This window comes from Streptomyces sp. NBC_01431 (assembly GCF_036231355.1).
GTDB lineage: Bacteria > Actinomycetota > Actinomycetes > Streptomycetales > Streptomycetaceae > Streptomyces.
The window spans coordinates 3680063-3699108 of the sequence record NZ_CP109496.1; the positions used below are offsets into that span (position 1 = coordinate 3680063).

Below are 19046 nucleotides of genomic sequence, written 5' to 3' on the forward strand. Positions count from 1 at the left end.
AGGGTTCGCCTCCTAGCTATGCGCCTTACAGGTGTGCGAGCTTCTCCAGGACCGGGGCGGCCGCGCGCAGCTTCGCCCACTCGTCCTCGTCCAGGTTTTCGGCGAGGGAAGCCAGCCAGGCGTTGCGCTTTCGGCGGCTCTCTTCGAGCATCGCCTCGGCCTCTTCGGTCTGACTGACCACCTTCTGCCGACGGTCATCGGGATGCGGCTCCAGCCTGACCAGGCCCTTTGCCTCAAGCAGCGCGACGATGCGGGTCATCGACGGCGGCTGCACATGCTCCTTGCGGGCCAGTTCGCCAGGTGTGGCCGAACCGCACCGGGCGAGTGTCCCGAGCACCGACATCTCGGTCGGGCTGAGCGATTCGTCGACGCGCTGGTGCTTGAGGCGCCGGCCCAGCCGCATGACGGCCGAGCGCAGGGAGTTCACGGCTGCGGCATCTTCACCGCTGCCGTGGGGCAGGTCAGACATGTTCGTTAGAGTAACTCATTACTCTGGCTAAATACCACCCGGTTAAGCCCAGGTGTCCAGCGCCACACCGGAGACATCGCGCCACAGATCACCCGAACGAGTGAGACGTAAGCGAAAAGTGACGCACCGGGGCTGGGCGGGCGGCGACCCTCGTGCCATGGGGACCAGCGTGCTCAGCCTGCGAATAGACAGTGAGCTGCTCGAACGGCTCAGGCACCATGCCGCGAAACGCGGAATGAGCGTCCAGGACTATGTGGTCCGGACGCTCATTCGCGACGACTTCGACGAACGCTTCAAGGCGGCGGTCGACGAGACGGAGAAGTTCTACGGGGCGGCCTAGGCGCTCCGCGGGAGAGCGGGGCATGGCTCCCCACGCCGGTGGATGCCGATCGCGCGGTGCCCGCACCCCTGTCGTGGGCCCGAATCCCGGGCCGGGGGGCCGGGCTCAGGTCAGTCCCAGCGCGGGCATCAGGTAGTAGAAGCCGAACACCGCCGCCACGACGTACATCGCGACCGGGACTTCGCGGCCCCGGCCGGCCACCAGGCGCAGCACCGTGAAGGTGATGAAGCCCATGCCGATGCCGTTGGTGATCGAGTACGTGAACGGCATCATCACCATCGTCACGAACGCCGGGATGGCGATCGTCCAGTCCGCCCAGTCGATCTGCCCGATCGAGCCGGACATGATCAGGAAGCCGACCGCGACCAGGGCCGGGGTGGCCGCCTGGGAGGGGACCATCGTGGCGAGCGGGGTGAGGAAGAGGGAGATGGTGAAGAGCCCGCCGGTGACCACGTTCGCGAGGCCGGTCCGCGCGCCCTCGCCGACGCCCGCCGTGGACTCCACGAAGCAGGTGGTGGCCGACGAGGAGGAGGCGCCGCCCGCCGCGACCGCGATGCCGTCCACGAACAGGACCCGGTTCATGCCGGGCATGTAGCCGTTCTCGTCGGTCAGGCCCGCCTCGTCGCTGATGCCCATGATCGTGCCCATGGCGTCGAAGAAGGTCGAGAGCAGCACGGTGAAGACGAAGAGGATGCCGGTCAGCAGGCCGACCTTGGAGAACCCGCCGAAGAGGCTGACCTGGCCGACGAGTCCGAAGTCCGGGCTGGCGACCGGGTTGCCCGGCCACTTCGGGGTGGTCAGACCCCAGGACGGCACCTTGGCCACGGCGTTGATGATCATCGCGAGGACGGTCATCGCCACGATGGAGATGAGGATCGCGCCCGGCACCTTGCGCACCATCAGCGCGAGCGTGAGCAGCACGCCGAGGACGAAGACCAGGACCGGCCAGCCGAGCAGGTGCCCGTTGCTGCCGAGTTGGAGCGGCACGGTGGTGTGCGCGGCGTCCGGGATGCGCGAGACGAAGCCGGAGTCGACCAGGCCGATCAGCATGATGAACAGGCCGATGCCGATCGCGATGCCCTTGCGCAGTCCGAGCGGCACCGCGTTCATGACGCGCTCGCGCAGCCCCGACGCGACCAGGAGCATGACCACGAAGCCGGCGAGCACGACCATGCCCATGGCGTCGGGCCAGCTCATCCGGGGGGCGAGCTGGAGGGCGACCACGGTGTTGACGCCGAGACCCGCCGCCAGCGCGATCGGGACGTTGCCGATGACGCCCATGAGCAGGGTGGTGAAGGCGGCGGTGAGCACGGTCGCGGTGACCAGCTGTCCGCTGTCGAGCTGATGCCCGTACATGTCCTTGGCGCTGCCGAGGATGATCGGGTTCAGCACGATGATGTACGCCATCGCGAAGAAGGTCGCGAATCCGCCACGGATCTCGCGGGCGATCGAGGAGCCGCGCTCAGAGATCTTGAAGTAGCGGTCCAGGCCGTTCATGCGGAACCTCAGTGGTGACGGGGGCAGGGAAACGGCACGTACCCGAACTTCTTTGGACGTTTTAACGAACAGAATGAGTCAGCCGTAAGCCGTTTCAGTATGAATACATAGGTCGAAGATCACCATCTCCGCGCGTAGACCCATGGGGGGCCTGTACGCGGCCGTCCGCAGAGGGCGTGGACAGGGCGCGCCCTACACTGATCGCATGCCCGCGTTTTCCATGGGATCACCCCAGCACGAGGCGCCGGAGCCCCTTGAGGGACCCGTGGTCGCCACCATCACCGGCGGCACGATCCTCTGGTTCGTCCTCTTCCTCGTCCAGCTCCCCTTCTACGGCTGGTTCGACTCGCACGGCCACCTGTGGTGGGTGTGGACCTGCCTGGCCGGCGGCGGGCTCGGCCTCATCGGCATCTGGTACGTCCGCGGCCGCGACGCGGCGCTGAAGCGGCACGCCGCCCAACAGGAAGCCAAGGACGAATAGGCGCAAGAGCCGAAAGTCACCAACGCGCGGGACCCACGTACCGCCAGAGGACCATCCGTCTCCTCCCAGGGTCGGATGTTCGGCCGTCCCGGCAGGTGAAGCGCCCCGTCCCCCCGTACCGTCGAAATCATGACGCAGCGCGCCAACATCGACGCCGGGGCGGAACTCGACCCCGTCCATCCCGTGAAGCTCCCCCAACCGGCGGGGCGCGCGGGGGGACTGACGACGGCCGAGGTCGCCAAGCGGGTGGCGCGCGGCGAGGTCAACGACGTACCCGTCCGCAGCAGCCGCTCCACCGCGGAGATCGTCCGCGGCAACGTCTTCACCCGCTTCAACGCGATCATCGGCGTGCTCTGGGCGATCATGCTCGTGGTGGCGCCGATCCAGGACAGCCTCTTCGGCTTCGTGATCATCGCGAACACCGGCATCGGCATCATCCAGGAGATGCGAGCCAAGAAGACCCTGGACGGCCTCGCGGTGATCGGCGAGGCCAGGCCCACCGTGCGGCGCGACGGCCGGGCCGCCGAGATCTCCACCTCCGAGATCGTGCTCGGCGACGTCATCGAACTCGGGCCCGGCGACAAGATCGTGGTGGACGGTGAGGCCGTCGAGGCGGACGGCCTGGAGGTGGACGAGTCCCTGCTGACCGGCGAGGCCGATCCGGTCCTCAAGAAGCCCGGCGACAAGATGATGTCGGGCGCCTTCGTGGTCGCGGGCGGCGGCGCGTTCACCGCCACCAGGGTCGGCCGCGAGGCGTACGCGGCTCAACTGGCCGAGGAGGCCAGCCGGTTCACCCTCGTCCACTCCGAGCTGCGCAGCGGCATCTCCACCATCCTCAAGTACGTCACGTGGATGATGATCCCCACCGCCCTGGGCCTGGTCATCAGCCAGCTCGTGGTGAAGGACAACAACGTCCAGGACTCCATCGCCCGCACCGTGGGCGGCATCGTCCCGATGATCCCCGAGGGCCTGGTCCTGCTCACCTCGGTCGCCTTCGCGATCGGCGTCATCCGCCTGGGCCGCAAGCAGTGCCTGGTCCAGGAACTCCCCGCCATCGAAGGCCTGGCCCGCGTCGACGTGGTGTGCCTCGACAAGACGGGCACGCTCACCGAGGGCGGCATGGACGTCACCGAGCTCCGCCCGCTGAACGGCTCGGACGAGGCGTACGTACGCAAGGTGCTCGGCGCGCTCGGCGAGTCCGACCCCCGGCCCAACGCCTCCCTCCAGGCGATCATCGACGCCTACCCCGACAGCGAGGTGTGGCGCTGCACCGAGTCGCTGCCGTTCTCCTCGACCCGCAAGTACAGCGGCGCCGCGTTCAGTGAGGGCGACGGCGAGAACAGCACCTGGCTGCTTGGCGCGCCGGACGTGCTGCTGAAGCCGGGCGACCCGGTGCTGACCGAGATCGACACCCTCAACGAGAAGGGCCTGCGCGTCCTGCTCCTGGCCGGCTCCTCGCGCGAACTCGACGACCCGGCCATCGCCTCCGACACCAGGCCCACCGCGCTGGTCGTCCTCGAACAAAGGCTGCGGCCCGACGCCGCCGACACTCTGCGCTACTTCGAGGAGCAGAACGTCAAGGCCAAGGTCATCTCCGGCGACAACGCGGTGTCCGTCGGCGCGGTCGCCGCGAAGCTCGGCCTGCCCGGCGCGGCCAACACCTTCGACGCCCGCCAACTCCCCACCGACCAGGCCGAGATGGCCGATGCCCTCGACGCCAACGCGGTCTTCGGCCGGGTCACCCCGCAGCAGAAGCGCGACATGGTCGCCGCCCTCCAGTCCCGCGGCCACACCGTCGCGATGACGGGCGACGGCGTCAACGACGTCCTCGCCCTCAAGGACGCCGACATCGGCGTGAGCATGGGCTCCGGCTCGGAGGCGACGCGGGCCGTGGCCCAGATCGTGCTGCTGAACAACAGCTTCTCGACGCTGCCTTCGGTGGTGGCGGAGGGCCGCCGGGTGATCGGCAACATCACGCGGGTGGCGACGCTGTTCCTGACGAAGACGGTGTACTCGGTCCTGCTGGCGGTCCTGGTGGTCTGCTCCCAGGTCGAGTACCCCTTCCTGCCAAGGCACTTGACCCTTCTCTCCACCTTCACCATCGGCATCCCGGCGTTCTTCCTCGCGCTCGCCCCCAACAAGGAGCGCGCCAAACCGCACTTCGTGCGCAGGGTGATGCGGTACGCGATCCCCAGCGGGGTCATCGCGGGGGTGGCCACGTTCGTGACGTACCTCATCGCGCGGGCGTACTACTCGGGACCGGGCGAGCTGGACGCGGAGACCAGCGTCACCACGCTGACCCTCTTCCTGGTCTCGATGTGGGTCCTGGCGATCATCGCGCGGCCCTACACGTGGTGGCGCGTCGCCCTGGTGGTGTCGATGGGCGTGGCGTTCCTGCTGGTGCTCGCGGTGCCGTGGTTGCAGCACTTCTTCGCGTTGAAGCTGGTGGGGGCGGTGCTGCCGTGGACTGCCGTCGGCATCGCGGTGGTGGCGTCCGCCCTGCTGGAACTGACCTGGCGCTGGGTGACCCGCCGCTGGCCGGACTAGACAGGGAACTAGTCGAACCAGCGGTCCCTGGCCAACTCCTCCGTCCGTGACGGGTCCTCCAGGAGCGCCGCCACCTCGAAGCGGCGGGGCCACTGGCCGGCGGCCCAGGCCAGGCCCGCCGCGACGCCCTCCAGGGTCGCCGCGTGGACCGTGCCGTCGACCGGCCGGCGCCAGTCCAGTTCCGTCCCGCCCGCCATCAGCGACTCGTGCTCGACGTACGTCGAAGGCGTGGCCGCGCCGAGCAGCGCCCGTACCGAATCCGGCACCGCACGCTCGACCCCCGCCGTCGTCACCTCGGCGTCCGCGGACTCGCTCAGCCGCCCCACCTGAAGCAGCTCCGCGAGTTCGCCCGCCCGCGCCGGGGCGACCGGCAGCAGGGCCGCGCCGCCCGCCAGCGGCAGCAGGTCGGGGGCGTCCGCGACCATCGCGTCGGCCGCGTCGACCACCCGGACCTCGCCGTCCACCACGGCCCGCAGCTCGTCGGGCAGCGTGACCTGATCGGGGTCGAGGTCCGCCAACGCCGTGTACAGGGCATGGAGTTGGGAAGCCGGCACCGGACGGTCCTCGTCGGCCAGGCGGCCCAACAGCTCCGCCGCGCCGCCCGGTTCGTCCAGGAGCACCGCCACCGAGGTCCGCACCCCGAGCGCCCGCAGGACCTGGGCGTCCTCGAAACCGGTCGCGTCCGCGGACTCGTACAGACCGGCGAGCAGCGGGTCGGAGCCCGCCGCGCGCAGACCGGCGGGGCGCCGGCCGCCGAGCACCGGGTGATCGCGCAGCCACCACGCGGTGTAGGGGCGTACGGACTCGGTCGTGCCGTCGGGCAGCAGCACCCGCACTGGCTGGATCAGGGCGTCCCGCAGCGGCGGCTGGGCGAGCAGGGCGAGCGCCTGCGGCCAGGCGTCGTCGTCCACCAAATCGAGATCGCGTACGGCGACGATCTCGGTGGCGACCGGCGGGACCGGAGAGTCCGGCAGCCGGTCGAGGACGTCCTCGCACCAGACGTCCACGGCGTCGAGCAGCCCCGCGTCGTCGGGTTCGGCGAAGTCGCCGTCACGGGGCTCCAGTTCGTCAGGATCGAGGACGACATCGGTGGCGCGCACCAGGGCGAAGGTGGCGAGCACCCCGCACGCGGTGAGCGGCTGTTCGCCCCAACGTCCCGCCAACTCCCGTTCCACTTCGGCGAGTTCACCCTCCCGAATGACCGCGGCGAAGGCCGACCCGGGCAGGACCAGCTCCCCCGCCGGGGCGAGTTCACCGTCCTCGTCGGGCAGCGCGAGCGCGCCGAGCCAGGGTTCGTCACCGGGGGCGAGGTTGGCGTCGCGCACCAACGCCAGGACGGTGTCGGCGAGTTCGTCGGCGTCGAGGGCGTCCTCGTCCCAGACCTCCCCGGCGTCGAGGGATCCGGCGACCGCGGCCCGCACCTGAGGAGTCGTCAGGACGGCGCGCGGGGTGGCGGGCAGCGCGCCCAGCTTTTCGAGCAGAGGGTGCGCGGCGTCCGCGTGGGCGACCTTCAGGCCGAGGCGGCCGAGGTCACGCGGCGTGTCGGCGAACGGCAGCAGGACCTGCCGGGGGCCGATGGCGGTACGGCCGCCCGCGAGCGGCACCGGGAGGCCGGACAGCCGGTCGGGGTCCACCCCGGCGAGCGTGTCGTAGAGCCGGTACCACCACTCGGGGGCGCGTTCAGCCCCGGCGATGCGCTCGATGGCGTCGCCGAGCTGGAGCCGTCCGACCTCCAACGCCCTTAGTTCCGGGCGTCGTTCGAGACCGGCCGGGAGCAGGGTGGGCAGCACTTCGGCGAGGACGCGCACCGTGTCGGCGCCCGCGCCCTCTACGACCTCCGCCTCGAACGGGCGCAGCGCGAGGAGTTCCTCGGTGGGCGCGGCGGGCGCGAGGAACGCGGTGCGGGGCAGGCGTTCCAGGACAGCCGCGCGCAGGGCGCCGTCCAGCGCGCCCCGGCCGAGCGGCCCCGGCACCAGGTCGAGCGTGCCGGTCGTCACCGGCGCCCATCCACCGAGTAGTTCGGCGTACACGTCGGCCGCGCGCTGCACCAGGAAGTCGGTGAGCGGGCCGGGCGCGGGGTGGCGGCGAGCGGTGTCGAGCGGGAACGACGCGATCAGCAGCGCCGGTACGCCCAGCGGCTCGTCGGTGGGGGTCGGCGCGTGGACGACGGCTGCGGTACGGGGCCGCTCGGGCGCGCCCTCGTCGTCCACCGGGACCGCCCACGTCACCGTCCAGTGCGGCCGCAGCCGCTCCTCGACGGGGCGGTCGGCGAGCAGCTCCTTGCCGATCGGCCCGTGATGGCTGACGGTCCGCCAGCGGTGGACGGTCCCGTCGCGGCTGTCGTCGATGTGCACGTACGCGTCGTGCACAGATCGCGTCAACACCCGTGTGGAGTCCGGGGTTTCGACCACGATCTCGGTCAGTCCGGGCAGTGTGAGGAGCAGCGCGTCATCGATGCCGTCGAGGAGGCGGCGCACCAGATCCTCCGCGGTGCCGTCGCGCAGCGGCAGCACCACGACGGTGTCGTAGCCGTCCGGTGCGGCGCCCTCGGCGGGCAGCGGCAGCCGCAGCAGCGGTACGTGTCCGTCGCGGCGGCGCAGCTCGTCGCCGAGGCCGGGGCTGGCCTGGGCGGCGTCGGCGGCCAGCTCGCGGGCCTCGGCGAGCGACCAGCGCACGCCCCCGGTGCGGCCCACCACGGCGGGCTCGTCGCTGACGGCGAGCACCGCGGCGAACCCGACGCCGAAGCGTCCGACGGCCGCGTCGGTGTCGGCGCGCTTGGCCGAGGCGCGCAGGGTGGACAGCGACTCGACGCCGGCGGCGTCCAGGGGGGCGCCGGTGTTCGCGGCGGCGAGCACGGCCGGGGTGTCGTGGTCGGCGGCGTGCAGGGTGAGCCGCAGCCGGCCGGTGGTGCGGGCGCGGGCGGCGGCGTCGGCGGCGTTCTGGGCCAGCTCGACGACGAGGCGGTCTCGGTAGCCGCCGAGAGCGAGGTCCTCCTCGGCGTTGGCGTCCTCGCGGAACCTGGCCGGGCCCCCGCCCCAGGCGTTCAGCACCCCGCGGCGCAGCCGTGCCGTGCCGAAGGGGTCGGCCCCTTCGGCCGCCATCGCCTTGACGATCACGCCGTACTCCGCTCTGTCCGTCCCGGTGGTGCCGGGAAGTGGATGCGGCCCGAAGGTACCGCGCGGGCCACGAGACCTTGAATTCCCCCACCCCGCCCCTCCCCGATTCCAGAGATTCCACCCCGCCCTGGTGGGTGGCGCCCAGAAAGGGGCGCGGGGAACTGTGCGACCAGCCACGAACGACCCGCACCCGAGCGAACAGCCCCCGGCCGGAGCAAAGCCCCGGAGGGACACCGGTGGCGCAGCCCCGAAAAGGGCGCGGGGAACTGCGCGACCGGCCACAAACGACCCGCACCGGGGCGAACGGCCCGCCGGGGTTCGAGGGGCGCAGCCCCTCAGGGGGCTACGAGTGGCCCAGGTCGTCAGACCCCGCGTCCGTCGCCTCCGACACAGACCCCTCGTCCCGCACGGGATGCAGCGGGAACGGATCCGGCGCGACCGAGTCCAGGACGGGCGGGGCCGGCCGCGGCGGCTTCGGCATGACCGCCGCCTCGGAGTGCCCACCGCACCCGTAGTCCAGCGCCACGACGTGCCCGTCCGCCGGACCGAATTCGTTGGCGCAGATACCGAAGGCCTGCGACAGGGACCCCGCGATGGGGACCAGGAACGCGCAGGACACGCAGGACGCCGGCGCCGCCTGCGCCATCGCGGTCTTGCCGCCGAAGGATTCCTCCCAGCGGTCGGCCGCCGCGTGCAGCCCGTACCGCGACAGGATCCGCGCCCGTCGCATGCCGAGTTCTTCGGCGACGGCCGCGATGGAGCCGCGGGTGGTCGTCGCCGGGGCCACCAGTTCGGCGTCCTCCGCCTCGACCCGCTCGGCCAGCTCCTCGGAGACCGCGGAGTTCGGCGGCGGGGCGTCCTCGCCGGAGTAACCGGGCTCCAGGCGCAGATCGTCGGCCTCGGTGGGCAGCAGGTCGCCGGGGCCCATGTCACCGGGGCGCAGTCGCTCGCTCCACGGCACCCACTCGGGTGCCTGGAGGGCGTCCGGTCCGGGCAGCAGGACCGTCTCGTCCAGGGTGATCAGCTTGGCGCGGGAGGCCCGGGTGACGGTCACCGCCCAGCGCCAGCCCCGGTAGCCCAGTTCCATGCACTCGAAGAAGTGCGTGACGACCCGGTCGCCCTCCGAAACCAGGGCCACATGCTCGCCGACCACACCGGGCGCGGCGGCTTCCTCCGCCGCCTCGCGGGCTAGGTCGACCGCCTCGGCGCACAGGCGGTCAGGGGTACGGCTTCGCGTCGTCGCAGCACTCACAGGTCTCGCTTCTCTCCTACGCCGTCTCACGGGTGCGCCGGGGAGCCGAATCCGTACGGGTGGCGGGCGGAGCGGACCAGGGGGCCGCGTCAACGTCCGCGCCCGAGCGATCAACTGCCCAGCAGCTGTCCAGTTCTCTGGCCGGGGGACCCCTGTGCTCGTGACGAGCTCGGGGGCGCACCTTCTGCAATCCATTCTGCGGGATCGCGGGAAGGCGCGCGGCCATGGGCAGCCGCGGGCGGCGCGCCTGTCACGCTACCCCCTTCGTGGCCCCCGGCCCACCTGCACGTCCGAATCCCGGTTCGGGTCGGACGGGCTTGGGGCACTATGACGGGGTGACAACCGCAAGGTCGTCGGGGTCGCCGGACGGGCCGGGCCGCCTGCGCAGGGCGGGCCGGGCGGTCGGTCGCGCCCTGCATCTGCCCTTCACGGGCACGGCCCGATCGATCAGAAAAGCCACACACGCCCACGGCGCCGGTGAGTCGGGGCTCGGCAAACTGATCGAGCTGCACGCGGTGAACGGCGCCGGCGACGTCATGATCACCGTGGCGCTCGCCTCGACCGTCTTCTTCTCCGTACCGACCGACCAGGCGCGCGGCCGGGTCGCCCTCTACCTCGCCATCACCATGGCGCCGTTCACTCTCCTGGCGCCCGTCATCGGCCCGTTCCTCGACCGGATGCCGCACGGCCGCCGCGCCGCGATGGCCGGTGCGATGCTCGCCCGCGCCCTGCTGGCCCTGACCATGTCCGGCGCGGTCGCCACCGGCGGCCTTGAGCTCTACCCGGCGGCGCTCGGGGTGCTGGTCGCGTCGAAGGCGTACGGCGTGGTCCGCAGCGCCGTGGTGCCGCGACTACTGCCGCCCCGCTTCTCCCTGGTGAAGGCGAATTCGCGGGTCACCCTCGCCGGGCTGCTCGCGACGGGAGCCGCCGCGCCGATCGGCGCCGGGCTCTCCCGCATCGGCCCCGAATGGCCGCTCTACGGGGCGTTCTGCGTCTTCACCGGCGGTACGTTCCTGGCCTTCACGCTGCCCCACAAGGTCGACTCGGCGAAGGGCGAGCACAAGGCGCGGCTCTCCGACCGGGGTGGCCAGAAACCCAGCCTGCGCACGGTCGGCGTGTCCGTCCAGAACGGTCTGTACGCCAATGCCGCCCTCCGCGCGCTCTCCGGATTCCTGATCTTCTTCCTGGCGTTCCTGCTGCGCGAGTACCCGCTCGCCGGGCAGAGCGCGGCGGTCTCGCTCGGCATCGTCGGCGTGTCGGCGGGGGTCGGAAACGCGCTGGGCACGGCGGTCGGCTCGCTGCTGCGGGCGCGCGGACCCGAGGTGCTGATCGTGACGATGCTGACGATCGCGCTGGGCGTCGCGGTGCTGTCCGCCGCGTTCTTCGGCGGCCCGATGGTGGCCGTGCTCGGCGCGACGGCCGGCTTCACGCAGGCGCTGGCCAAGCTGGCCCTGGACGCGATGATCCAGCGGGACGTGCCGGAGGAGGTCCGTACGTCCGCCTTCGCCCGCTCCGAGACGCTGCTCCAGATGGCCTGGGTCCTCGGCGGCGCCATCGGCATCGCGCTCCCGCTCAACGGCGTCCTGGGCATGGTGGTGGCCGCGGGCCTGCTCGCCCTGGGCGCCGCCGTCTCCGTACGGCCCCTGCTCGGCGCGGCGCGCCGGGGCACGCCTCACGCGCGGGTGGCCTGAACAGGCGCGCGCGGCCCGTCCGACACACCACTTCGCACCCCCGCGCGGCTTGGCTCGGGGCGACCGATAGCCTTCGGCCCATGACCGTTGCGTTCACTTCCGGTAGGACCCGCCGGGTCGGCGTCGCACTCGCCGCCGCCTCCGCCGGACTCCTCGTCCTCTCCGCCTGCGACAAGCCGACGCCTCTCGCGACCGTGACGGTCGGCACGAACTCCGTCAACACCGAGGCCTCCTGCCGCGGCGACGGCAAGCCGCTCGCCGAGGACAAGCTCACCAGTTGCCTCAGCGGCGTCAAGAACGCCACGTCGATCGACTACGCGCCCGGCGCGACCCTGCGCCTCGGCGTCGACCCCAAGGTCGTCGAGAACGGCAGCAAGTGGATCGCGCTGCTCGACGGCAGCCCGATCACCGAGGCGTCCAGCCAGACGTACCGGAGCTTCCCGGGCGCCGACGTCTTCTCCACCGGCGGGCAGGGCGCCGCGCCGAAGGAGAAGAAGGTCAGCATCGTGCAGGTCGACAAGGACAACAAGCCCGAGTCGGTCTGGAGCTTCACGCTCAAGCACACCAACTCCTGACGACCGGGCTCCGCCTGATGCGCGTACTGGTCGTGACCGCGGTGGCGGCGGAGGCGAACTCCGTCGCCGCCGGCCTCGCGCTCGCCGGCTACACGCCCCTGGACACGGAGCCCGAAGCAGAACACGCGCCCGCCGCACCTGCCTCGCCGGAGACGGACCCCTCACCCGTACGCGCACCCGCCTCGTCCGGGGTCCGGCCCGCTCCTTCGCGCCCCACCAGCCCGACGCCGCCCGTTCGCTGGCGCGGTTCCGGCGGGCACCGCGTCGATGTGCTGGCCGCCGGGGTGGGTCCCGCGGCCGCCGCGGCCGGTGCCGCCGCCGCGCTCGCCACGGCCCCGTACGACCTGGTCGTCTCGGCCGGGATCGGGGGCGGATTCCCCGCCCCGCTCGGCTCCCTCGTCGTCGCCTCCGAGATCGTCGCGGCCGATCTGGGCGCCGGCTCGGCCGACGGCTTCATCCCCGTCACCGCGCTCGGCTTCGGGCGCGACACGCTGCACCCCCACCTACCCCTGACCCGCGCGGTGGCGCGGGCGCTCGGCGCCCTGGTGGGCCCGGTCCTCACCGTCACGACCGCGACCGGCACCGCCGAACGGGCCGCCGAGCTGCTGGCCCGCCACCCGTCCGCCGCCGCCGAGGCGATGGAGGGCTTCGGTGTCGCCGAGGCCGCCGACCGGTTCGGAGTGCCGGTACTGGAGATCCGCGCGGTCTCCAACTCCGTTGGCCCGCGTGACCGTTCGGCCTGGCGGATCGGTGACGCGCTCGCCGCGCTCACCGAGGCGTTCGGGAAGTTCCCGCCCGTACTGGAGAGTTGGACCAGCCATGAGCCCGTCTGAGCCGTTGAAGATCGCCTACTCTCCCTGCCCGAACGACACCTTCGTCTTCGACGCCTGGGCGCACGGCCGGGTACCCGGCGCGCCCGCCCTGGACGTCACGTTCGCCGACATCGACATCACCAACGGCATGGCCGAACGCGGCGAGTTCGACGTGCTCAAGGTGTCGTACGCGGTGCTGCCGTGGGTCCTGGACGAGTACGCGCTGCTGCCGTGCGGCGGCGCGCTCGGCCGGGGCTGCGGCCCGCTGGTCCTCACCCGGGAACCGGACGATGGGGGCACCTCCCTGCTCAAGCGCGGCCGAGAGCTTGGGGGACTCACCGGCAGGACCGTCGCCGTACCGAGCGAGAAGTCGACGGCGTACCTGCTGTTCCGCCTCTGGGCCGCGGACGTCGTACCCGGCGGAGTCGGCGAGGTCGTGGTGATGCCGTTCCACGAGATCATGCCCGCGGTGCGCGACGGCAGGGTCGACGCCGGACTCGTCATCCACGAGGCGCGGTTCACCTACCAGCAGTACGGGCTGCACTCACTGGCCGACATGGGCGAGTACTGGGAGCAGACCACCGGGCTGCCCATCCCGCTCGGCGCGATCATCGCCAAGCGCTCGCTCGGCGCGGACACGCTGCGGCTGCTCGCCGCCTCTGCCCGGACCTCCGTGCGGGCCGCCTGGGACGATCCCGAGGCGTCCCGGCCGTACGTACTGGAGCACGCGCAGGAGATGGACCCGGCGGTGGCCGACCGGCACATCGGGCTCTACGTCAACGAGTTCACCGCCGACCTCGGCGAGGACGGCTACGCCGCGGTGCGCGGGCTGCTGACACGCGCCGCGGCCGAGGGGCTCGTTCCGCCCCTCGGCCGCGATGCGCTCGGTTTCGTCCCCCAGGTGTGACGGCGTTGCGCGTCCCCCGGGTGTAACGGCGTTACACGTCCAGCTGGTCGGCGACCGCCCGCAGCAGGCCGCCGATCTTCTTGCCCGCCGCCTTGTCGGGGTAGCGGCCCTTCTCCAGCATCGGCGTGATGTTCTCCAGCAGTGTCGTCAGGTCCTGCACGATGGAGGCCAGTTCATCGGGCTTGCGGCGCTGGGCCGCGGCCACCGACGGGGCCGGGTCAAGGACCGTGACGGAAAGGGCCTGGTCACCGCGCTGTCCGGCGACGACGCCGAACTCGACGCGCTGTCCGGGCTTGAGTGCGTCGACTCCAGCGGGGAGCACGGAGGAGTGGACGAAGACGTCGCCGCCGTCGTCCCGGGAGAGAAAGCCGAAGCCCTTCTCGCTGTTGAACCACTTGACCTTGCCGGTGGGCACGTCTGTCCTCGTCCTCGTACTCGTCGTTGTGTGCGGGGCGCCGAAAAACGGCTCTGGATAGCACTACAGCGGGTCGCCTTCCGACCCGCCGACACCAAGGCTAATGGTCCAGGGGCTGCTGACAAGACGTCCCGGCCTGTCCTTACGTGCAGGGGAACTACCCTGGCGGGGTGAGTACCGAAACCCAAGCCAGGACCGACCACGACGCCCCCGGCCCCGGTGATCGGCTGGTTCGCGTCGGCGCCGTCGTCTTCTTCGTCGGCGCGCTCGCCACGCTGGTCACGGTGGCGCCGCTGTTCCTGCACACCGCGCCGTTCCCGTCGTTCGCCTATCTCGTCTGCATGCTGATGGGCGTCGGCTTCCTGATCGCGGGCGCGGGCGTGCTGCGTTCCATCGCGGCGCAGCGCCGCCAGGCACGTACCTGAGGTGCCCGGCGGGCGGCTTGAGGGGCCCGACCTGTACGTAAGTGCGAGGCCTCGCTGTCAAGCCCCTTCGGCCACGTAACCCTTCAACCAGGCCGGAAATGACGTCAGATCGCCGAGGATGACGTCCGCACCGGCCTCGCGCAGCTCGTCCGCGCCGATCGGCCCGGTCGGCACCGCGACCGACAGGGCGCCCGCGGCGCGCGCCCCGAGCACATCGCCGAGGTGGTCGCCGACGTACACCGCGGCGCCGTGCTCGCGCAGCGCGGTCGCCTTGCCCTCGGCCCAGAGCCCGCCGACGACCTCGTCCGGGACGATGCCGAGGTGGTCGAGGTGCAGCCTGGCCTGCGGCGCGTTCTTGGCGGTGACGACGACCGCGCGCCCCCCGAGCTCCCGCACCGCGCGCACCGCGTCGGCCGCGCCGGGCAGCGCGGGCGAGGGCAGGATCGCGCGCCTGGGGTAGATCTCACGGTATTTGACGACCATCTCGGCTATGAGCTCCTCGGGGAACCAGTGCCGCAGCTCCCAGTCCAGCGGCGGCCCGAGCCGGCCGACAGCCTGGTCGGCGTCGATGAACGTCCCGGTCGCGGCGGAAAGCTCCTGGTAGACGGCGTGGATACCGGGTCGTGTGTCGATCAGGGTCATGTCGAGGTCGAAGCCGACCGTGGGCACGTTCGTGGGCATGCGAGCCATTGTGCCCAGACGCCGCGCGCGCCCGGCCGCGCCGGGGGCCCGCCCCGGCGCGATCCCCCGGAGGGTCTCGGGAAGGAAGGGGCGGGGGTGGGGAGAACGCCCCTAACCGCCCAGGGGGGACACCCCCTACCGCCCACCCCTCCGCGCCCGCCACACCAAGAACGCCGCCGACGTCACCGCCGCCACCCTGATGAGCCACGGCCACATACCGCTCAGCGCCGCGCCCATCTCACCCTGGGCGATCGGGTCGCCCCAGCGTCCGTCCTGGCGGCCCCAGAGCCAGACCAGGCCGCCCAGGAGCGTCAGGCCCGGCATGCCCAGGACCGCCCACTTCACCTCCGCGCGGCTGAGCCTGCGGGACGCGTACGCCAGGAGCCAGCCCGCGCCCAGCGCCAGCCACAGGCCGAACAGCGCTCCCGCCACGAGCAGCGCCGCCGCGAACAGCAGGAGGGGGTTCGTCACGCCGCCCCCGGGGCGGGTGGCGCGGCGCAGGCGCAGTCGGCCCCGCCGCGGCGATTCGACATCGACATCGGCATCGACGTCGGCCTCCACCGCGACGGCTTCCGCCTCCTCCTCTTCCAGCGGCGGCTTCAGCAGTTCCGGGATCTCCACCCCGCCCACGAACCCCGCGACGGAGTCACCCGCACCACCGAGCGGGCCGGGCTGCACCCGCCACCAGTCGGGTTCGACGCCCTGCGCGCCGAGTTCGTCCATGCCCGCCAGATGCGGCGGCGAGGGCACGACGGGCGGTGCCGCCTCATCGGCCCCGCGCGGGCGCGGAACGCGTTTTCCCCGGCCGGGGAACAGCCGGTCGCGCTGGGCCGGCACGCCCGGCTCGGGCTCCGCGGGCGGGGCGACGTACGGGGTGCCGGACCCCGACGCCGCCGTCTCCACGACCTCCTCCGGCGTCCCGAACCGCCCGAGGATCCGCCGCACCGTCGCCGGCGTCTCAGTCGCGTACTTCGCCCGCTGCCGGTCGATGTCGTTGCGCAGCGCCGACACCAGCCGCATCCGGTCCCCGGACGGCAGCTGACGCTGCTGGGCCAGGTCGCCCACCCGGCTCAGGTAGTCGTAGACCAGCTGGTCGCTCTCGATCCCCACGCGCGCTTCCCCTCCGCGGTCCCCGCCCCGCCCCCCGAGCTCTTGAGGAGCAGGGGGACCCTCAGCCTCCCTGAGAGCCGCCGTCCGCCGGTCCGGTCGCGTTTTGGACACCGGCTCTGGCTCCTGACGGTAGCGCGCAGCGGCTAACGTGGGGCGGATGGGGACCGGCCAGCGCAATCAGGAGGCGCACGTGCCCGACACGACGACCGGCACGGCCGGCACGACGAGCAGGGCTGCCTCGGCACCCCGCACCCTCGCCGAGGCGCTGCGCGTCCGCACCGACGACTCGCTCGCCGCCCTGCTGCGGACCCGCCCCGACCTGCTCAGCCCGGTCCCCGGCGACCTCACCCAGCTCGCCACCAGGGCCGCCACCAGGGCCTCCGTCGTCCGCGCCCTTGAACGGCTCGACACGTTCGCCCTCCAGACCGCCCAGGCCCTCGCCGTCGCACCCGACCCGGCCCCGTACGACACCGTACGGAGCCTGCTCGCGGGGGACGACGGCGATCAGGCCGTCGAGGACGCGCTGCCCGGTGCGGTCGCGGCGCTGCGCGAGCAGGCGCTCGTGTGGGGCGGCGACGACCGGCTGCGGCTCGTGCGGACCGCCCGGGAACTGCTCGCGCCCTCCCCCACGCACCTCTCCGCCACGGGCCTCGGGCCGACCGTCGCCGAGGCGATCTCGGGAATGTCGCCGGGCCGCGTCCAGGAGATCCTCCGGGCGGCGGGGCTGCCGGCCACCCACGACCCGGTCTCCGCGATCGCCGCGCTGACCTCCCTGTTCACCGACCGCACCCGCATGGCCGCCCTGCTCGACACGGCCCCGTCCGAAGCGCTGACGGTGCTGGACCGCCTGGTGTGGGGGCCTCCGTACGGCGAGGTCTCCGCCGATCCGCCGCCCCCCGTGCGCTGGCTGCGCGACCACGGCCTGCTGCTCCCGGCCTCGCCGCGCACCCTGGTCCTGCCGCGCGAAGTCGCTCTGCACCTGCGCGCCGGGCGCGCGCACCGGGCGCCCGAGCCGATGGCGCCCGCCGTGGCGCCGCTGCGCGAGTACCGTCCACAGGCTGTGGACGCGGCCGCCGCGGGCCAGGCGTTCACCGCGCTGACCACCGTCGAGGACCTGCTCGCCGAGTGGAACGAGGGCGGCCCCGCCGTGCTGCGGGCCGGCGGTCTGTCCGTACGGGATCTCAAGCGCACCGCGACCGCCCTCGACGTCTCCGAGCCGATCGCCGCGTTCTGGCTCGAACTCGCTTATGCGGCAGGCCTGTTGGCCTCCGACGGCGAGGCGGACGAGCGGTTCGCGCCGACCCCCGAGTACGACGACTGGCTGGAGCTGCCGCCCGCCGAGCGGTGGGGCCGGCTCGCCGTGGCCTGGCTCGCCGCGACCCGCACGCCTGGGCTCGTCGGCGACCAGGACAGCAAGGGCCGCACCCTCGCCGCGCTCGGCCCCGACCTCGACCGCTCCCCCGCGCCCGAGGTCCGCCGTCGCGTCCTCGCCCTGCTCGCGACGCTGCCCGACGCCACCTCCCCGGACCCCCAGTCGCTGATCGACCGGCTGCGCTGGGAGCACCCGGCCCGCAGCGGCCCGGACGACCTGCGCTCGCGGCTCGCCCAATGGACGCTGTCCGAGGCCGAGTTGCTGGGGTTGACCGGCCGGGGCGCGCTCACCACGCACGGCCGCGCCCTGCTCACCCCGGCCTCCGGCGCCCTCGAACTCGACGCCGTCGGCCACCTCGCCGCGCAGGCGCTCGCCCCGCATCTTCCCGAGCCCGTCGACCACATACTGCTCCAGGCCGATCTGACGGCGGTCGCGCCCGGCCCGCTGCGCAGACCGCTCGCCGCGATGCTCGGGGTGCTCGCCGACATCGAGTCCAAGGGCGGCGCCACCGTCTACCGCTTCACCCCCGGCTCGGTGCGCCGCGCCCTCGACGCGGGCCAGACCGCCGCCGACCTCCAGGCCTTCCTGACCGAACACAGCCGTACGCCGGTGCCGCAGCCGCTCAGCTACCTGATCGACGATGTGGCCCGCCGACACGGCCACCTGCGGGTGGGTGTGGCCTCGGCCTATGTGCGCTGTGACGACGAATCGATGCTGGGCGAGATCCTCGCCGACAAGCGCAGCCAGCCGCTGCGGCTGCGCCGGCTCGCCCCGACGGTCCTGGCCACCACGGCCGAACCGGGCGCCCTGCTCGACGGGTTGCGCTCGATGGGCTACGCGCCTGCCGCCGAGTCCGCCGAGGGCGATGTCGTGATCACCCGCGCCGACTCCCGTCGTACCCCGCGCCGCGCGGCGCCCGTGCCGGTTCCCGACGGCCCGCCGCTGCCCGACGAGACGCTGCTCGACGCGGCCGTGCGCGCGATCCGCGCGGGCGACACGGCCGCCACCGTCGTACGCAAGGAGCCGGAGGCGGCCCGCACCGACGGCTCGCTGCCGCGCACCTCGCCCGCCGAGACGCTGGCCACCGTGCAGGCGGCGGCCATGACCGGCTCGGCGGTGTGGATCGGCTACGTGAACGCGGAGGGCGCCGCCAGCCAGCGGGTCATCGCGCCGGTACGGGTGGAGGGCGGCTTCGTCACCGCGTACGACCACACGGCGGACGAAGTCCGCACCTACCCCCTGCACCGCATCACAGGCGTAGCAGAACTAGCCGACGACCCCGCCTGACCCCCACTTTCAAGGGGCGCGAGGACCTGCGCGCTCAACCACGCACGCCCCGCAGCCAACATCGGGCCC

The 19046-nt window shown here is 72.6% G+C and carries 16 protein-coding genes; 9 read left to right on the forward strand and 7 right to left on the reverse strand.

Annotation, left to right across the window (positions count from 1 at the left end; translation table 11 throughout):
• Positions 1–25 precede the first annotated feature (25 nt).
• Positions 26–469: a MarR family winged helix-turn-helix transcriptional regulator gene (locus OG522_RS16860; RefSeq protein ID WP_329463798.1), complete on the reverse strand. Its 444-nt coding sequence runs from the start codon at positions 467–469 to the stop codon at positions 26–28.
• 157 nt (positions 470–626) lie between these two features.
• On the opposite strand from OG522_RS16860, the gene OG522_RS16865 reads away from it, so the two are divergent.
• Positions 627–809, forward strand: a complete 183-nt coding sequence (locus OG522_RS16865) for a ribbon-helix-helix protein, CopG family (protein ID WP_329463799.1) — start codon at positions 627–629, stop codon at positions 807–809.
• A 105-nt stretch (positions 810–914) separates the two neighbouring features.
• Here OG522_RS16865 and OG522_RS16870 read toward each other — a convergent pair whose 3' ends face one another.
• Positions 915–2306, reverse strand: coding sequence for an NCS2 family permease (locus tag OG522_RS16870; RefSeq protein WP_329463800.1), 1392 nt, complete (start codon positions 2304–2306; stop codon positions 915–917).
• A 220-nt stretch (positions 2307–2526) separates the two neighbouring features.
• Between OG522_RS16870 and OG522_RS16875 the strand changes: the two genes are divergently transcribed.
• Together OG522_RS16875 and OG522_RS16880 are read left to right on the forward strand one after the other, a co-directional pair.
• On the forward strand, positions 2527–2787 hold the full coding sequence (locus tag OG522_RS16875; RefSeq protein WP_329467625.1) for a DUF2530 domain-containing protein: 261 nt from the start codon (positions 2527–2529) through the stop codon (positions 2785–2787).
• 129 nt (positions 2788–2916) lie between these two features.
• A complete protein-coding gene (locus OG522_RS16880; RefSeq protein WP_329463801.1) occupies positions 2917–5334 on the forward strand; it encodes a cation-translocating P-type ATPase in 2418 nt (805 codons plus the stop codon).
• An 8-nt stretch (positions 5335–5342) separates the two neighbouring features.
• On the opposite strand, the gene OG522_RS16885 is transcribed toward OG522_RS16880, so the two are convergent.
• Both OG522_RS16885 and OG522_RS16890 read right to left on the reverse strand, forming a co-directional pair.
• A complete protein-coding gene (locus tag OG522_RS16885) occupies positions 5343–8435 on the reverse strand; it encodes a sacsin N-terminal ATP-binding-like domain-containing protein (RefSeq protein ID WP_329467626.1) in 3093 nt (1030 codons plus the stop codon).
• A gap of 358 nt (positions 8436–8793) precedes the next feature.
• Positions 8794–9702, reverse strand: a complete 909-nt coding sequence (locus OG522_RS16890; protein ID WP_329463802.1) for a DUF3027 domain-containing protein — start codon at positions 9700–9702, stop codon at positions 8794–8796.
• Between the two features lie 335 nt (positions 9703–10037).
• Between OG522_RS16890 and OG522_RS16895 the strand changes: the two genes are divergently transcribed.
• The 4 genes from OG522_RS16895 to OG522_RS16910 all read left to right on the forward strand — a co-directional run bounded on the left by OG522_RS16895 (position 10038) and on the right by OG522_RS16910 (position 13687).
• Positions 10038–11393, forward strand: a complete 1356-nt coding sequence (locus tag OG522_RS16895; RefSeq protein WP_329463803.1) for an MFS transporter — start codon at positions 10038–10040, stop codon at positions 11391–11393.
• A gap of 80 nt (positions 11394–11473) precedes the next feature.
• Positions 11474–11968 (forward strand): DUF2771 domain-containing protein, encoded by a 495-nt coding sequence (locus OG522_RS16900; RefSeq protein WP_329463804.1) that lies wholly within the window; start codon positions 11474–11476, stop codon positions 11966–11968.
• Between the two features lie 17 nt (positions 11969–11985).
• A complete protein-coding gene (locus OG522_RS16905) occupies positions 11986–12801 on the forward strand; it encodes a futalosine hydrolase (protein WP_329463805.1) in 816 nt (271 codons plus the stop codon).
• On the forward strand, positions 12788–13687 hold the full coding sequence (locus OG522_RS16910) for a 1,4-dihydroxy-6-naphthoate synthase (RefSeq protein ID WP_329463806.1): 900 nt from the start codon (positions 12788–12790) through the stop codon (positions 13685–13687). Before OG522_RS16905 ends, OG522_RS16910 begins: the two co-directional genes overlap by 14 nt.
• A gap of 31 nt (positions 13688–13718) precedes the next feature.
• Here OG522_RS16910 and OG522_RS16915 read toward each other — a convergent pair whose 3' ends face one another.
• Positions 13719–14102 carry a cold-shock protein gene (locus tag OG522_RS16915; protein ID WP_189965218.1) on the reverse strand — a complete coding sequence of 128 codons (384 nt, stop codon included), beginning with the start codon at positions 14100–14102 and terminating at the stop codon, positions 13719–13721.
• Positions 14103–14272: 170 nt separating this feature from the next.
• Here OG522_RS16915 and OG522_RS16920 point away from each other — a divergent pair, with 170 nt between their 5' ends.
• The gene (locus tag OG522_RS16920; RefSeq protein WP_329463807.1) at positions 14273–14527 is read left to right on the forward strand and encodes a hypothetical protein; all 255 of its coding nucleotides are present in this window, start codon (positions 14273–14275) and stop codon (positions 14525–14527) included.
• 57 nt (positions 14528–14584) lie between these two features.
• Here OG522_RS16920 and OG522_RS16925 read toward each other — a convergent pair whose 3' ends face one another.
• Together OG522_RS16925 and OG522_RS16930 are read right to left on the reverse strand one after the other, a co-directional pair.
• A complete protein-coding gene (locus tag OG522_RS16925) occupies positions 14585–15208 on the reverse strand; it encodes an HAD family hydrolase (RefSeq protein WP_329463808.1) in 624 nt (207 codons plus the stop codon).
• Positions 15209–15343: 135 nt separating this feature from the next.
• Positions 15344–16318 carry a hypothetical protein gene (locus OG522_RS16930; protein ID WP_329463809.1) on the reverse strand — a complete coding sequence of 325 codons (975 nt, stop codon included), beginning with the start codon at positions 16316–16318 and terminating at the stop codon, positions 15344–15346.
• 157 nt (positions 16319–16475) lie between these two features.
• On the opposite strand from OG522_RS16930, the gene OG522_RS16935 reads away from it, so the two are divergent.
• Positions 16476–18977 carry a helicase C-terminal domain-containing protein gene (locus tag OG522_RS16935; protein WP_329463810.1) on the forward strand — a complete coding sequence of 834 codons (2502 nt, stop codon included), beginning with the start codon at positions 16476–16478 and terminating at the stop codon, positions 18975–18977.
• Positions 18978–19046: the final 69 nt, after the last annotated feature.

What these genes read in the sequence shown, in the direction of transcription:
- OG522_RS16860 (WP_329463798.1), bottom strand. Translation starts at nt 469, where the DNA reads ATGTCTGACCTGCCCCACGGCAGCGGTGAAGATGCCGCAGCCGTGAAC.
- OG522_RS16865 (WP_329463799.1), top strand. Translation starts at nt 627, where the DNA reads ATGGGGACCAGCGTGCTCAGCCTGCGAATAGACAGTGAGCTGCTCGAA.
- OG522_RS16870 (WP_329463800.1), bottom strand. Translation starts at nt 2,306, where the DNA reads ATGAACGGCCTGGACCGCTACTTCAAGATCTCTGAGCGCGGCTCCTCG.
- OG522_RS16875 (WP_329467625.1), top strand. Translation starts at nt 2,527, where the DNA reads ATGGGATCACCCCAGCACGAGGCGCCGGAGCCCCTTGAGGGACCCGTG.
- OG522_RS16880 (WP_329463801.1), top strand. Translation starts at nt 2,917, where the DNA reads ATGACGCAGCGCGCCAACATCGACGCCGGGGCGGAACTCGACCCCGTC.
- OG522_RS16885 (WP_329467626.1), bottom strand. Translation starts at nt 8,435, where the DNA reads ATGGCGGCCGAAGGGGCCGACCCCTTCGGCACGGCACGGCTGCGCCGC.
- OG522_RS16900 (WP_329463804.1), top strand. Translation starts at nt 11,474, where the DNA reads ATGACCGTTGCGTTCACTTCCGGTAGGACCCGCCGGGTCGGCGTCGCA.
- OG522_RS16905 (WP_329463805.1), top strand. Translation starts at nt 11,986, where the DNA reads ATGCGCGTACTGGTCGTGACCGCGGTGGCGGCGGAGGCGAACTCCGTC.
- OG522_RS16910 (WP_329463806.1), top strand. Translation starts at nt 12,788, where the DNA reads ATGAGCCCGTCTGAGCCGTTGAAGATCGCCTACTCTCCCTGCCCGAAC.
- OG522_RS16925 (WP_329463808.1), bottom strand. Translation starts at nt 15,208, where the DNA reads ATGCCCACGAACGTGCCCACGGTCGGCTTCGACCTCGACATGACCCTG.
- OG522_RS16935 (WP_329463810.1), top strand. Translation starts at nt 16,476, where the DNA reads ATGGGGACCGGCCAGCGCAATCAGGAGGCGCACGTGCCCGACACGACG.